The sequence below is a fragment of the Halomonas sp. genome (assembly GCF_029263665.1).
Classification (GTDB): Bacteria; Pseudomonadota; Gammaproteobacteria; order Pseudomonadales; family Halomonadaceae; genus Halomonas.
Window position 1 is genome coordinate 83840 of record NZ_JAJUFQ010000013.1, and the last position, 16191, is coordinate 100030.

Genomic DNA, 16191 nt, shown 5'->3' on the forward strand with positions numbered 1-16191 from the left:
TCTCTTGTCTTATTTTTCAAAACCAGGCACCGCCAACTTGCGTTCATAGGCGTAGAGCAGGCTGTTACCTGCCCGATTGAGGACAAAGTAGAGCAACGCCACCACGGCAAACACGATGAGCACATTGCCTTGGGTGCTGGTAATGATGTAGTGAGCCTGGCGGGTCAGTTCCACGACACCGATGACATAGGCCAGCGAGGTTTCCTTGATCTCGGAGGAAAACTCATTGGTCCACGGGCCGATGGCGTGTCTCGCCGCCTGTGGGAAGATGATATGGCGTATCGCCTTGGCCTTGGACATTCCCATGGCCCTGGCAGCCATCATCTGACCGGCGGGTACCGATTGGAACGCACTGCGAAATATCTGCGACTGGTAGGCGGCCGAGCGCAACCCCATCGCCAGAATGGCCGCAGCAAACGCCGAAATGTCATAGACCCCGGAAATACCGTAATAGAAGATGAACAGCATGATGATGATCGGCACACCACGAAACACGCGTTCATACAGCAACAAGGGCCACTGCAATAACCGTGTTTTCGGACCATAGAGCTGTAACAGGCAGATGCTCATTCCCAGCACAAAGCCGATCACCAGGAGGGCAGCCAGCAGCACGATAGCGACGCCCAACCCTTTCAGTAGAAAGGGAAAGTCACGTATCAAGACATCATAGATATCCATACGCCTCCTCGGGATCTGGAAACAACGATGGGGTAAGCAGAATGGGAAGATTCTGCCCCTTCACATCCTTTTATTCGTTGCCCAGTTCCGGAAGGCCCGCCACAGGCTTGGCATAGGTATCGACGAAATCTGGCATGTTCCCGGGTATGGCGGGAGGCGTGATGCCGGGAATATAGTGATTGATGATTTCCTGCCACTTGCCGGATTCATATATCGCCATGATGCCCTGGTTCAGGGAGGCCAGAATATCCTGGGGATCGCCCTTGGATACCGCCAGTGCCAGAGGAGCACGAATATAGATCTTGCCGGCTATTTCTATCGCTTTGCCCGCGTTGATATATTCCTGGGCAGAAGTGTCATCGACAATGACGGAAGAGATTCTGCCAATCGCCATATCGTCTACAGCAGTGACATAACTGTCGTACTTGGCCAGCTCGACATCGATATCGCTGCCGACGACGTTCTCTTCCATCCAGGCTTGCTGAGAAGAGCCGCCCTGCACGCCGATACGCGCGCCACAGCAGACAGCGGTAAAGACATTGAGATCGGAATCTTCTGGCACCAGCACGACATCATTCGTTTCCCACCAGGGAATGGTGAAATCGATCGCCTTGCTACGTTCTTCGGTGACGGTCAACCCCGTCGCCAGAATATCGATCTTCTCTGCTGACAATGCAGGAATCAGTGAGGGAAAAGGCATGTCCTGGAACTGAATGTCGATGCCCATTTCATCGGCTATCGCCTGCATGGCATCGATAGCGATTCCCTTGAATTCTCCGCTTTCTACATATGCCCATGGCGGGAAGGAAGCCTCGACCCCAACGGTATAAGGGTCTTGAGCCGAAACGGTTGTTGAAAGGCTGCTACCTACCAGGGCGACAGCGGCGACGGTAACGCTGCGAAACAGGGATGTTGTTATACCTTTCATGGACGCCTCGCATTTTCAGTGAATTTTATTATTAGCTTTCTCACTATCATCACTATGGTTGTCCGGATCCGGGACTGTCAATTGAGCTTTGCTCCTCACCATCCAACAGTGCAGCATGAAAATACTCACTGATGCGTCGATAGGTATTGGCATACCAGTCATCGTCCTGAGTGATGGCACGTTCGGCATTCAATGGATATGTCGGAATATGCAGGCGCATATCCACACCGCTATCAGAATCGGAACCAATCTGGAGCGTTGCCGAGTGGCGCGATGGCCCATAGGGAATCAACTGGGCCAGTGCAACCTGACGCTGGCTGGTGGCGACAAAACGAATGAACGCCCGCGCCATGTCAGGATGCGGAGCATGCTGTGGAATCACCCAGGTCTCATGCTCCTGGACCTGGCCATCCCACAGTATTTCGATAGGTAAACCGCGATTGACGATGGCGTCGAAAAAGCGCCCATTGTAGCCCGAGGCCATCACGACCTTTTGTTCGGCCAAAAGGCGTACGGGAGTATCGCCAGCCTCCCACCATTGCAGATCCTCGAGTTCGGCAATCCGCTGCAGGGCCAACGACAAGCCCCGCTGTGTGCTCAGCAGTTGATAGAGTTCCTGCCGGGGAACACCATAGGACAGCAACGCCCACTCCAGGTTGACGGCTGGCGTGCGCTGCAATGCACGAGGCCCGGGAAAACGCTGCTGATCGAACAGGTCCTCAATCCTGGTCGGGCGATATCCAGGAAAGGCATCTCGACGATAGGCCACCACCGTGGCAAAGATCGAATGGGTGATGGCACAGCGACCCAGAGCACCTTCGATGAAGTCTCGTTGCGCAGGCGAACCATCAGGCGCAGGCGCCAGCAATGACCAGGAAAGAGGCTGCAGCAGGTTCTCGCCACATGCTTCCTTGGCCTGACTGCGTGTCATGTCGATGACATCCCAGGGCACCCTTCCCTCTGCCACGGCCTGGCGCAAGCCTCCTATCCCGCCATCATATTGCAGCACCCGCACAGGAATGTCGGTAGCTGCAGTAAATGGCTCGAACAAGGCGCGTCGTTGTGCACGCTCATAGGCGCCTCCCCAACTGAGCACTACCAGCTCTGTGGCAGCAGCCGATGACACCGCAGAATCCGCGACTTCGTCTGCACGTAATGCCGAGGACAGCAGCACAACGGCAGCCAGCAGCATGCCCACGCACTGACGATACGTCCTGTACTGGCAATGCGTCCTGTACTGGCAATGCCTTCTGCGCTTACCCCACACCGTGTTCCTCCCGGCGCAATTCTGCGCTGTAGTTCAGATAGGCACGGGCAATGCTGGTTTCGTAGACCACACCAAGGAAAGCATCTTCATTGTGGTCATCAACCACAGCGATGGCTTCGCCGGTCACTTCTTGAAGGTACTGCATGGCCGTCCAGACCGAAGTCTCGGGGCCAAGCACCGGGCGAGGTTCACGAGGACAATCGCGTAGCAGGTGATCCCCCCACCCTCTGCTGCGCATGGTTTCCAGTTGGACTAATGTCACGCTGCCCTGGTAATGCTGTCCATCATCGACCAGATGCGCCTCGGTATGGCCACTATTGCTGAGCAACGATATCGCATCATTCACGCATTGTTCGGGATGCAGGGTCACACAATCATGGCTAAGCAATTGCCTGAGTCGTGCACCTTTCAGCACCGCCTGACTGCGACCCGCCGAGAGGTCCAGCCCTCTCTCGGCCAGTTGGATGTCAAACAATGAACGGCCAAACAACTGTGCCGCAATCGGGCTGGCCAGGGTAACGCTGGCCAGTGCCGCCGTCGTCAGCACATAGTTGCCTGTCAGTTCGAAGACAATCAGCAAGGTCGTCAAGGGAGCACCGATGACCGGTGCCGTCACCGCCACCATGCCGCATACGGCGTAGAATACATAAGTATCCGTTGCCAGCCCGGTAGCACTCGCCAACGTGCCGCACAGCGCCCCAAACAAGGTGCCAATTACCAATGCGGGACTAAATACACCGCCCCCGAAGCCCATGCCCAGGCACAGTGCCGTAGCGGCAATCTTGAGCAGCAGCACAATAGCCAGCTCAACACTACCAAAGGCGCCTGCGATGGTGGCAAAGCGCAAGGTCTCCTTGCCCATGCCCAGGATATCGGGCACCCAAAGCGCCATCAGGCCCAGCATGGCCCCTGCTACTGCGGGGCGTAACGAGGGTATCAAGGGAAGACGGCCCGCCCAGCGCCCGACGGCGAGAATGGCATGCATATATGCCCCGGACACCAGAGCACCAAAACCACCGATGATGATGAACAGGCCAAACTCCCAAGCATGCGGAACGGCCGTATCATTGACATGAAACAGTGCCCCCTGAGCCAGCACATCATTGGCAATGACATAACCGACAATAGCGGCTGCAGCGACAGGAGAGAATGCACGCAACGCGTAGTGGCGAAGTATCACTTCATGGGCAAACACGATACCGGCCAGTGGAGCGTGAAAGGCTGTGGCAATCACGGCTGCCACGCCGCAAGCAATGGCAACGTTATCGTCGGAACGCCCCAGGCGCAGTACCCTGGCACCCAACGATCCCAGGCTCGCGCCCATATGCACCAGCGGACCATATTGTCCTACCGAAGCCCCACTACCAAGTGACACCAGAGCGCTCAGCATGGATAACACACCCGCCTTGAACGGTAGCCGTCCACGACGTGTCTGTACTGCCGCAATCACATCAGCCGGGCCATGGGGCCGACGCTCAGGTATGGCACGATGCAGCTGCCCCACGATGATTCCCCCGACAACCGGGACTAGCACCGTTGTCACCACCAGCCATTCAGGGTACGCGAACATCATGCGCCCACGAGGAGACATCAACAGGACATCATTCAGCCACAGCACCAGGGCAACAAAACCCGCCGCGGCAAGTGCCGCCACTCCCCCGATGATCCCTCCCAGCACCACCAGCCCCACAAAGCGCAGCATTCCCCGCATCCCTCGAGGCGAAGGATGAAGATCGGTCGGCGCCGGTTGCTCCGGCTGGCGAGTACCGTCTTCCACATTGTTGAGCCTAATGGCTTGATCTTATTCAGGTGTAGGAGGGATCACTCTCAAGGGCAAACGGTGATCACTTTTCCTCGTGCCCAGCCTTCCCATACTCCACCGCCAGCCGCAATCGATCCTTGTGCTGAATGCCGTGCTCATGAATCGGCTCGTCATAATGGGTCAGGAAATAGTCCCTCTCTACCGCCATGACCCGAAACCCTGCGCGCTGATAAAAAGCCAACTGGTAGCCAAACGTGCCCGTCCCCAATTCGAGTCGACGAGCCCCCTGCTGCCTGGCGAACTCGATCGCGTGTTCCAGCAGCTTCGCCCCAATGCCCTGTCCCTGGTGCCCCGGCGCTACGGCGATGTTCATCAACTCATGGATGTCATCACCCATATCCTGGATGACATACACCCCCACAGCCTGTTCGCCTGACCAGGCAACCCAGCACGTCGAATCATCAAGATAACGCTTGATGCACTCCAGAGACGGATCGGCTTCCAGCAGCAAGTCCAAGGGTGCATCACAGCTTGAAACACTACCAATGGACATATCGATCAGCATAAAAATCTTCCTGAAGGAAAAGAAAGAGATGGAACCCCTTACATGATAACGATGACCAGAAGATGACAATTAAAAACCAAATTTCACATTCTGTTTCATTTTCATGACTAGATTGAGACAGATGTTCCCTCCTTCTGGAGGGAGGTGTTCCCAATTGCCTAGGGTTTGTCTCAAAAGTCGACGAGCGATAGTCAGGGCTATCCGTGTTAGTTAGGGCTACCCGTGTGCCCGACACGGATACGCACTTCCCACCTTCATGTGGGTCGCAAGGCCAAAATGCTGGTTAACAACAACCTCCCCCGCCAGAGGCTAGAGGAAGGAGCTTGCGGTGATCAATCTAATTCGAAACATTCGTCAGTTTACTCAAGCTGACCCTGCGGATGCCTTTGCCTCGATCCTCGGTGCTGCCATTTTCAGCAAGATTCAGAGCCCTCCGCCGCCGCCTCCAACACCGAGATATACCCCGGCCCTTGATGCCACACCGGCCTGGAACGGGGGATTCCAGGCACCGGTATTCCACTATCAACCACCTTTGAATAATGGCGAGGGGCTGGGCGTCTATTCACAACCGTTTCTGGCTCAACAGGCCAACCAATCTTATCTGGACAACGATCCCTTCCAGGCCCAGTACCCACTGCTTGACACCAGCGGCCAAGGGCCGACGTTTGATGTCACTCAGGTCGATAATTCAGGGACCAATAACGGCAATGGCCTAAACACAGAAGACGCTGAGGCGCTTGCCACGGATATTGCCGACGGCAAGAGCATCGACGAGGTGGCCGCGGACTACGACATCAGCCGTGATGTCGTCATCGAACAGCTCGAGTCGAATGGCCTGGACGTCGACGCCACACAGTCCGATGACGGCCAGGAAATCACTATCGAGTTCAGCGACGCGGAAAGCGGTGACACGCTTGCCACGCACGAATTCTCCCAACAGCCGGACGGAGTGGTGGTCGAAGAGATCACCACTGCCGATGGCGAGACCACCACAGCAGTGTTCGATGAGCAAGGTCGGCGCACGGAGCTGAAACCCGACCAAGACACCACTCGCGAGGGGATCAACGATATCGTCGAAGGCATTGCCGATGGCCAGAGCATCGAGGAAATTGCTGAAGCCCAGGGCCTGTCACCCGAGCAGGTGATCGCCCAGGTCGAGGCTGCCGGCTACGAATACGAAACGGGTAGCGAGGGAGAAGGTCCTGCCATCACCTCGACGGTAAGCATTACCGAAGAAGACAGTGGTGATGAGATCGTCAGTCACGAAACAGGGCCTTCCGGCACTACCACGTCGGTGGTGACCGACAAGGATGGCAACGAGACCCGGCGCACCGAGAATGACGATGGCAGCACCACGGAAACCGTCACCGAGGCAAATGGCCGCAAGACCACGACCACCGAGCATGCCGATGGCAGTACCACGGAAACCGTCACCGAAACGGATGGACGTGAGACCACGACCGTCGAGGATGCCGAGGGCAACAAGACCACCACGGTCACCTATGAACAGAATGGCGTGACAGTCGAGGAAGTCACCGCTGACGATGGCAAGACCACGACGACGATCATCGACGAAGACGGCACACGCACCGAGCTGGACGATAGCCAGGGCATCACACGAGAAGGCATCGATGACATCGTGGCTGCGGTGGCCAATGGCAAGAGCATCGAGGCGATTGCGGAACAGAATGATCTGACTCAAGCCCAGGTGGAAGCCCAGTTGCGTGCCGCCGGCTATGTCGTCGAGACACGCACTGATGAGCTGGCCAATGGCGGAGAGCAGTACACCACCGAGATCGTCGGCGCTGAAGATGCCGAGGACATCATCGCCAGCCACAGCAGTGGGCGCGGCACGGTCCCCGAGACGTCACTGGCCATCGACAGCAACGGCACCGAAACTCGCACCACCGAGTACAGCGATGGCCGCAGCAGCGAGACTGTCACGCGCAAGGACGGGCGCGAGACCACGACCGATGTGGATGCCGATGGCAACACCACCACGTCCATCACCGACAACGGCTATACGCTGACCACACATCCCGACGGCGACCTGACTTTGCGTCGCGATGAAGACGGCACCGAGATCGACCTCGAACAGGGCACTCCCGAGGCCGCGCTTGCCGACACGCTGATGGAAATCAACCCCGATAGCGAGGACGGCGCCGAAGCACGCGCCGCCGAAGTCGTCCAGACCGCCATCGAGGGCATGATGGCAGGAGAGCGCATCGAGGACCTGCAGTCATCCGTCGATGACAAGACGGAGGAACTCAATCAAGCGCTAGAGGAGTACCAGAAAGAGTACGGAGACGACAGTACCGGCGTAGAACCCGAGAACAACGTCACGCTGGAAGACCCCTACGGTGATCCCCCGACGGAAGCTCCCCCCTCGGGTGGCACCTGGGTACCGATGAACGGTGTGTGGATGGACTCCGCTGTCGCCCAGGCCACGCTGGAGCTGAACGAACTGATTGCCGAGCAGCTCGAAGCCGGCTCGGAATTCCAGGCCAGCCAGGCACAGCTGGATGTCTACGCCCTGGATAGCGACTACGACGGAGCGCTTGACCGCGCCCAGCAGATTCTCGACGAAGCCCTGGCGCCCCATGGTCTGGTATGGGTATGTCCAGAGAAGCCTTCCGGCAGCCTGGCCGATGCTCAGGAACGCCTGGATGATGCCGAGGCCATGGTAGAACAGGCCGGCAACGCCAGCACCGAATACGCCGATGCCCAGGACCTGTTGGACGAGGCGATTTCCGCCAGCGACAACGTGCCTGATATCACGGTTCAGGGTGTCTGCACCGCGGACGATACCCCGGACGACCTCAAGCTCATGCAGGACCAGTACGAGCGCCAACAGAGCGAGCGTGATGCCGCACTGACCAACGTCGACTCGCTGTTCTACGACATGGGGCTGCATAACGCCAAGGGCAACAGCTTCATGGCCGACTACAGCGTCGGTTTTCATGAACAGCAACTGGCCGAAGCCGAGCCTGGCAGCAAGCAACACGATGAACTCACGGCTGCCTTAGAGGAAGCCCAGCAACAACAGGAAGACAGCAGCAATCAGGTCGATGTCGCTCAGGCCTATTCCGAGTATCACCATGCCCGCAGCGACCAGGCCCAGCTACAGTCCGACACCTACGATATCCGTGATGATCTGCTCGAAGCCTTCAATGAAGACAAGGGCTTGAACGAGGAAGGCAAGGAATTCAGCCGGGTAAGTGGTGACTACCTGGGCGAGTTCACCGGTCAGCAGGTCATCGAAGAACGCGAGGACGGCCTTTGGGTCACCACTCACTTCGAGCACGGCACCACGGAAGAACAGCTCGCCCCCGAAGAGATGAGCGAGTTCTGGGAAGAAAACCGTGATCCGGAGGTCACCGCGAACTGGCTTGAACATCTGGACAATCGTCAGGGCGCACACGAGCAAGTGTCGAACGCCGAATCCGCGCTGTTCGATACCCTGGAGCAAGACTTCGGCATCCGTCAGGAAGATCTGGCCGACAACATCTCCGAGCTCGAGACCGAGTTGGACAAGCTGTTCGACACGCATGGCGAAGGCACCACGGAAGCCCCCGAGGATGCTTTCCCCGATGGCAGCGAACCCCAGAACATCGGCACCGACGAACAGCCCGTATGGGTCACCCAGGACGTCAAGGACACCTTTGACGACCAAGGACTGCTGGCTGCCTTGAGCTCCAGCGACCAGCCTGTGGGCATCGAGATCGATGGCGAGACTCGCTGGGTACATCCCGATATCGCCATCACCACCATCGCCCTGGAAGCCGCCCGAGCTGACGACCAGGCACTCGACGATATACGCCAGGGCCTGACGCAGGCCTCAGAGCGTTCCACGCTGATGGCCGAGCAGCCTGCCCAGCGCATGGGCGAGTCCAGTATGGACTTCGACAACCGCCTGGAACTTGGTGCCCTCGAAGACAACAGCGAACAGGCTCTGGATGATCTCTATCAACCCAAGTTCCAGCAGTTGGCAGAACAGGGGTATGACAACGAGTTCACCACTTACAAGAACAATGAACTGGAGCCGATGCTCGATGAGAGATTCGGCCTGAACCGCAACACTGATGAAAGCAGTGAGGCGCTGGACGAGGTACTGGAATCGATACATGACATCGGCGGCGACGACCCTCAGATCAATTTCGTGCCGATGTTTCATGTCGATGAGGAAAATGGTGTCAGCCAGGTCGACTTGATTGCCGTCCAGGGGGACGACGGTGAGGTTCGCTACGTCGACATGAGCGGCAAGCATTACTCGGATCTCGAGGACTTCCGCGACAACAACCAGATGTTCAGCGACGACGGCAAGCTGGTCGCACCACGTGACCTGGAAATGTCCTCCGAAGGTGGCAAGTTCGACCTGGAAGTCGTGGATGCGCATGAGACCTCAGCGCTGGACAGCATCGTCGACCCTCTGGTCGGTATCGGCACCGGTATCGCCACTGTTCTGTCCTTTACTCCAGCGGCCCCGGTGGCTGCGCCACTGGCCTTCGCCGGTGGCGCTTATCTGGGCGGGCGAGCGATCGTCAACCAGATTGATCATATCAATCATGGCGGCGACTGGAACGACCTGGAATCTGGTCTCAACTACCTCTCCGTCGCCACCACCGCCTTCCCTATCTTTTCCAGTGGTCTCCGCACCATCGGCATGGCGCGCACCTTCAGTGCAGCGAACTCCAGCGTCCAGATAACACGGGGACAGGCTTTCCTGGCCAGCATCGGCGGTGTCAAACCAGGCTCGAATGTGGCCGAAGCTGCGACAACCTTCATGAGCAGTGGAGGAGCCCTGAACCGAGTGGCACGGGGTTTTGACTGGGCCGCGATCGCCACCGGCGTCCCCCTCATGGGCTACTCGGCCAAGAGTCTGATTACCGATGGCAGCCAGATGTCGGGACTGCAGTTGACCGATGCCATCGTCGGCCTGACCACCGGTTTTGCCGGTACCGGGATGGGTGCCCACGGCCTGTGGACGACGCGCCCCAGCCGCAGCAACGGGACCGACACCACCTCCAGCAGCAATCTGCAGTTGCATGACGAAAGCGGTAACGTCATCGACGCCAGGATTCTCGGCAATCCTCCCGAGAGTACCGAGCATGTCTACCTGCAACCCGATATCGGCCCGCGCCCACGCGGCAATGAGCCAGGCATCGCTGACAAGACCCATATTTTCTATCGCGATCCACAGACAGGTGAAGCCTATGTCATGCCGTGGATACGCGACGCCTCGAACCCCTCCAGCACTCTGGGTAGCGAAATGTTCGCTTCTCTCAAAGAAGCCTGGCAGCAGCGCATCACTCAGGGAGAGGAGCAGAGCGGTGGATCCAGTCTTCCTTTCTGGCCCAAGAAGGACAACCTGGAGGCTGCCGCGATTCGCGAAGAGCTAGGGCTCCCCTCCTGGGTCAATGATGCCGACTTGCAGGCAGTAGCAGCCCTGAGACAATTGTCGCCAGAAGACATTGCTACGCTGAGTGTCGCTGAGCGTCAGAACATCGAGTCGTGGCACCTTCTGCTGCTGTCTCGTGAGCAGCTTGAGGCCTGGCCAGCGCCTCCTGAACCGGCACAGAGATCAAACTGGGAGGCGTGGCACGAAAGGTCGCGCTCGGTATCCCTGAAGAATACGGCAGAAGCGCTGTTGGAACCCTCGGTGATCCGGCCCAGGCTGTCGAGCCTCATGGGAGACATGAACCCTTCCCATACCGAGTCGACTGCTGTCTTCCGTGGAGACACCCGTGGTCCCGACAGCGTCTTTGATTCCGGTTTCCAGCCAAGGAATTCTGTCGACCCCGAGTCAGGCGTCTCAACAAGCCTGTCGGCAAGAAAAGCACGCTGGTGGGCCAACGAAAGAGCCCAGGATGGCGACTCATGGGTCTACACCATCGTGCGTGATGTTTCCGATGGCGACATGTTCAGTTCACTGCCCGCCAGGCCGCCGGGCGACAACACACCGCAACGTCAGGCCGATATCAACCATTATGAGGTCAGGTTCACAGACGGTATCGCGGGACAGGACATCCTGTCGGCTCGACGCGTCGATGCCGATGGCAACTATGTTGGAGCCCCCGTCTACAATCCGAACTTCAAGGACCCAGCCAGACTGCCTGATGCTTCACCAGTGTCTATCTCCGAAGCGTCCGGTACACAATCTGTTCACACACAACCTGTTCGTACACAGCAGGTCAGCACGCCTCCCGAAGGGATGCCACGACTCTATCGTCTCGGCGACCTGGATGCCCTCAACCAGGCATCACAGGACGGCAGCCTGCCGCCAGGGCAGTTCGTGCATATCGTTCGCTCGTCCAACCCTGGCATCGACAGCGGCAACCAGGTCGTCAAGGGCGGCACCGTACCCAAGAGCGGTCGGGTCAACGCTGATGGGCGTATCGTATGGCCATCGACCCGCCCGGAAGACAGTGTGCGTCTTTCCCTGGCATCAGGCAGCAATGGGCAACAGCAGCTGCATATTACCAACACCTCTGGTGATGCCACACCACGCGCACTCAATGTCGGCAATGACACCCACTTCATCGTGCTCAGCGATAAACGTGTGAGCGATTTCCGTGCACAGGTACAGGGTGGCGGCCTGCCCTTTGCTCTTCATGACAATGGACAGTGGACACTGGCGGCCAATCAGGCAACGACAACACCGCCTCAAGCCAGCGAAGCCACACAGACAACACCCGTGGTGCATCCAGCCAATGAGGAAAACGCACCCGCAGCCACGCAAGCGACTGCGGAGTCAGGCTCGAACACTGTCCATGGAGAAATCACGCTCAGCCAGGATGGCCAGGGAACCGTGGTTCACCTGCCAGGGGTCGTAGCAGACAGGTCTTCTGTCATTGGCCAGTCAAAGCGTAGGGTCATCTCCTCCCCCTACGATCGCCATGCCAATAAAGATGCAGTACCTGATACCGTACTCCTGCCCCGCAGCGTGCTTGAGCAAGCGCTGTCGCCCGAAGCCGCCGCCCAGCTGCCCGACGGCGATCATATTCGCGTATCGCTGGTCACAGACCCAGATGCTCCCGTGCAATCAGCAACCAACCGACCTGCGGACAACAGTTCATCCCCCGCACGCAAGCGAACTGCAACAGGCCTGGCCGCCGGGACAGTACTCGGCTCGATGGGGCTGGTGCATAGCGCGGCCAGCTTTGGCAAGCCCAGTGAACTGGTACAACGCCCAGCGCAATCAGACAGCTCGTCATATTCGGACTTTGTCGGGCCCGACAATGCTCCCGGCCTGCTGCTCAATGGCCCGGGGTTCATTGCCCGCGGCATATTGAATGCCGGGAAGGCACGTTTCGATGAAAAGCTGAGGCTCCACAATGCCGCGATGGATAATGGCGAGCTGAACGCCCAAATGCTCAACTGGGAAGCTAGTCGCATCATCGCTTCGCGCAGGGCATTGAACCTGAACAACGAGCAGGTTTCCCAGGTGACCGGGCTGATCGAGGGCTTATGGGGACGCTATCAACTTCTCGACAATCTCCCCGTCACGCCGGAAAGCCAGCAGCGCGGCTGGACAGAGCAGGCCAAGAAAGCGGCGATCCAGGAACAGGTCAACAACTACCGTTCTGAATTGGCCAATATTGCCGGCGATGATGCACTGACCGTCAACCCAATGGAACCACGCACCTGGAAAGGCATCGCCTTCAATAGCGCGATCCTGACGACGCACATGATCAATGATGCCGTCTCCTGGCACTACCTGATGAACGGAGGCCTGCTCGACTCCAGCTACCCACTGGCACTCCAGATCGTCGACAAGGCTGGGCTGGCCGGCTTCCTGGCGGCCAACGTGGTACTGGCAGGCAGCGCCGCCGTCAAGTTGGGGACTGGCCTGGCCAGGGTCGATCTCAAGTCGCTGCCGCTGGTCAACAAGCTGACCGGCACCAGCACCTTCCTTGGCTCCTACCTCTACGGCATCATGACGCCACCCTGGGCCGCCCTGACGCTGCACAGCGCCGCAGGCTCCCTGGCGGAAGGCAACTGGGTGGCCGGGGGAGCCAACCTGGCGGCACTACCCTTCCAGATAGGCCTGTCCTACTACGGCATCAAAGGCTTGCGCGATGACACGATTTCGATGGTCAAGACCTGGAAGAACAACACCGATCCCAGCCATAGCTGGCCGATGCGCCTGATCTATCCATTGACCACGATTCCCATGGCCGCCTTGACCGGAACGGAGTCGGTCAACCAGTTCATGCAAGGCAATACGCTTGCCGGATCGACCCTGGCTGCCGGTACCGCGTTGCAGATGTACTTCATCGACCTGGCCAGCCGGCGGCTCAATTGGGTGGATGCCGATGTTCGCCATGGACCATTCCGTCAGCTGACCGATGGTAATCGCCTGGCCGCCGACGGAAACCGCATCTGGACGGGAGTGGGTGTCACGCTTGCGCTAGGCATGGCGCTTCCCCTCCTGCTCGATGCCAGGAAGTGGCTATTCGAGGATGACTCACTGCCAGAGTGGGAATGGCTGGTTGACGAACTCGACAACGATAAGGGCAAGGAGAACGCAGCACCCGCAACGGCGGAAAATGGCTCATCTTCGACAAACGAGACGGGTAACGAAGCAACAACACCCGGCTCAGAGGATGACGACCCTGCCGCCAATGAAGGCATGGTACCTCCGTCGCCAGAGCCGCTGGAACATGTGGTCGGCCTAGGCCATCGCATCAATCCAGCCTTCGAGAATCATCGCGATTACTATGCCATCGATGTACAGCCCGGGCAGACATCGCTGGGCAGTATCATCACCGGTCAGGGATATCACGACGTGGCAGACGTCGTGGCCATGAATATGGAACATATCGTTGACCCTACGGCACTCAGGGTCGGTGATCGTATCTACTTCCCCCGCAAGACAGCCTGAATAATTGCTGTTTTACCAAATTTGACAAGTTGAAACGTCAGAAAGCCTCCCATGAAGATATTCATGGGAGGCTTTTGGCATTTTATTTGCTCCGAACTATGGCGCTTTCTGATATTCACGACAATAGAACATTAACATTTAGTCGTAAGAAAAAAGACACAAGACAGTAACTTGCAGGTGATATGGAAAGCCTACGACGACGACACGAGATGACCCTCAGACTGCATTTCAGTCTTGTTTCATTATCATGAAAAAACAGGAAGTGTCGCCAAAAACCCCTAAGTAAACTATGAACAAAAAAGTGCAATGATACAATAAAGTTCTTATATATCAACTTGTTAACATAACACATATATTATATACACAATATTACATATATAAGTATTGCTCCATGCAGTTTTTCTTCTACTTTGTAGGAACGCAGTAGTCCGTAACTTCGGTTTTCTGGAAACCACTAGGCAAGAAACGATGAAAGGGATCAGCCTTTCAAGGCTCCCTTCTTGTCGATAGCAGTACTCCAAACCACTCAAAAGGAGAGAAGTGAGATGGCCATGTTTTCCCTGAAACACAAGAAGGAACAGGTTGAAGGAGCTGGTGATTCTGGCGGTGGCATCGACGTCAATCAGCTCAAGCAGGTCTTTGATGAGGCCGCCAAGAAATCCATGGAAGTGAGCAAGGCCAAGACCGAAGGAAACACCGAGGTCGATACTGCCAGATCATCACGTCCCAACAACTGATGCTGTCGACATCGGTGGATGCCCACGCAGCTTGTGCCTGAACAACTGCCGATATCAGCCACCGGCAGCGGCCGGTGGCTTTCTGGCGCTGCCGGAGGCTTCCTGACAATCGTTTCATTCCCCTTGCCGGCTGCTGTCGAGGCATGACAGCAGCCGGCAAGGGGGGTGTTGGGTTAGGTACACGTTCATGTCTACTGCCTTCATGACATCCTTTCGTTCTCTGTTCGCTCCGGTTACCGACGTGTACTCGACATTGGAGGTGACGGACGGCTTTCATCGGGGTGTGACGATTCCGGTGGAACAACCCGTCTGCCGGATCGGTTCCTCTTCCCAGTCGGATGTGATGCTCAGCGATACGGGCGTTGCAGCCGAGCATGTCACCTTGCGCTTCCATGCCCGTATGGTCGCCATCGAAGCGACCGGTGGCGATGTCACCGTCGGAGGCAAGGTGCTCACACAAGGAACCGGATGGCGCACCAATCTGCCGGTCACGTTCGAAATGGGGGATGCCAAGCTGCAGCTCTCCCAACCTGAGCTGTCCTTGCCTCCCATCATGCGTCTGGTGTGGGAGACCATTGAGCCTGCCTGGCGAGCCACGCGCCAGAGCGTACCCGCCCTGTTGGCCAAGGGCCGAACATTATCGCAACGGGGCCTGGCACCGTTACGACGCCCGCTGGCTGCAGCCGCCCTGACAGTCAGTGGCTGGCTGGCCAAGATACCGCTATCCGATGCTTGGCGTGCGCGCTTGCAGCGTCTGCTGCCGCGTCGTTCATCCCAACAGCGCGATGCCACACACCTGAAGCGCAATGCCATTGCCACGGTGCTGGCAGTGGTGGTGCTGAGCGTGCTCGGTGCTGGATTCTTCGGTGCTGGCGGCAAGGCAGGCGCCACGATTACGGCCACAGCCCTGCAGACAACCGCCATGCTGCACCCTCAGACAGCAGATGCCACGTTAATGCTGGCCGACCTGAGCCGGTCACCTGCCGAGGCGTTGCAGAACCGGCTGACGGAAGCTGGCCTCAACGACCTGCAGGTAGAGGATGCAGGCAATCACCTGGTCGTATCGGGAGAGTTCGCACCGCACCAGCATGCTGACTGGCAGGCTGTGCAACGCTGGTTCGACGAGAGCTATGGCAGCCGCCAGGTTCTGATCAGCAATGCCATGCCTGGTGTCACACCCGACCATCCGGACTTCCGCTTCCAGGCCGTGTGGCTGGGGGACAACCCCTATGTCATCGGCGACAACGGAGAGCGTCTATATCCCGGCGCCGCCTTGCAGCAGGGATGGGTACTTGCCGAGATTGCCAATGATCGACTCACCCTGCGCCGAGGCGAGGATGAGATGTTCCTGACACTGTAAGCCCATGCCC

The 16191-nt window shown here is 57.8% G+C and carries 8 protein-coding genes; 3 read left to right on the forward strand and 5 right to left on the reverse strand.

The genetic code is table 11. The features are described from left to right. Positions 1-9 precede the first annotated feature (9 nt). The 5 genes from Q1K07_RS13750 to Q1K07_RS13770 form a co-directional block, all read right to left on the reverse strand. Positions 10-678 carry an amino acid ABC transporter permease gene (locus Q1K07_RS13750; protein WP_300311837.1) on the reverse strand — a complete coding sequence of 223 codons (669 nt, stop codon included), beginning with the start codon at positions 676-678 and terminating at the stop codon, positions 10-12. A gap of 70 nt (positions 679-748) precedes the next feature. Further along, the gene (locus Q1K07_RS13755) at positions 749-1606 is read right to left on the reverse strand and encodes an ABC transporter substrate-binding protein (RefSeq protein ID WP_300311840.1); all 858 of its coding nucleotides are present in this window, start codon (positions 1604-1606) and stop codon (positions 749-751) included. A 52-nt stretch (positions 1607-1658) separates the two neighbouring features. Next, positions 1659-2798, reverse strand: coding sequence for an extracellular solute-binding protein (locus tag Q1K07_RS13760; RefSeq protein ID WP_300311842.1), 1140 nt, complete (start codon positions 2796-2798; stop codon positions 1659-1661). Between the two features lie 64 nt (positions 2799-2862). Next, positions 2863-4575, reverse strand: coding sequence for a chloride channel protein (locus Q1K07_RS13765; RefSeq protein WP_300311845.1), 1713 nt, complete (start codon positions 4573-4575; stop codon positions 2863-2865). 142 nt (positions 4576-4717) lie between these two features. After that, complete coding sequence (locus tag Q1K07_RS13770) at positions 4718-5200, reverse strand: GNAT family N-acetyltransferase (protein WP_300311848.1); 483 nt, start codon at positions 5198-5200, stop codon at positions 4718-4720. A 328-nt stretch (positions 5201-5528) separates the two neighbouring features. On the opposite strand from Q1K07_RS13770, the gene Q1K07_RS13775 reads away from it, so the two are divergent. From Q1K07_RS13775 to Q1K07_RS13785, 3 genes are all read left to right on the forward strand, one after another. Then, positions 5529-14084: a DUF4781 domain-containing protein gene (locus Q1K07_RS13775; protein WP_300311850.1), complete on the forward strand. Its 8556-nt coding sequence runs from the start codon at positions 5529-5531 to the stop codon at positions 14082-14084. A gap of 545 nt (positions 14085-14629) precedes the next feature. Further along, the gene (locus Q1K07_RS13780) at positions 14630-14821 is read left to right on the forward strand and encodes a hypothetical protein (protein ID WP_300311853.1); all 192 of its coding nucleotides are present in this window, start codon (positions 14630-14632) and stop codon (positions 14819-14821) included. Positions 14822-15008: 187 nt separating this feature from the next. After that, a complete protein-coding gene (locus Q1K07_RS13785; RefSeq protein ID WP_300311855.1) occupies positions 15009-16181 on the forward strand; it encodes an EscD/YscD/HrpQ family type III secretion system periplasmic domain-containing protein in 1173 nt (390 codons plus the stop codon). Positions 16182-16191 lie beyond the last annotated feature (10 nt).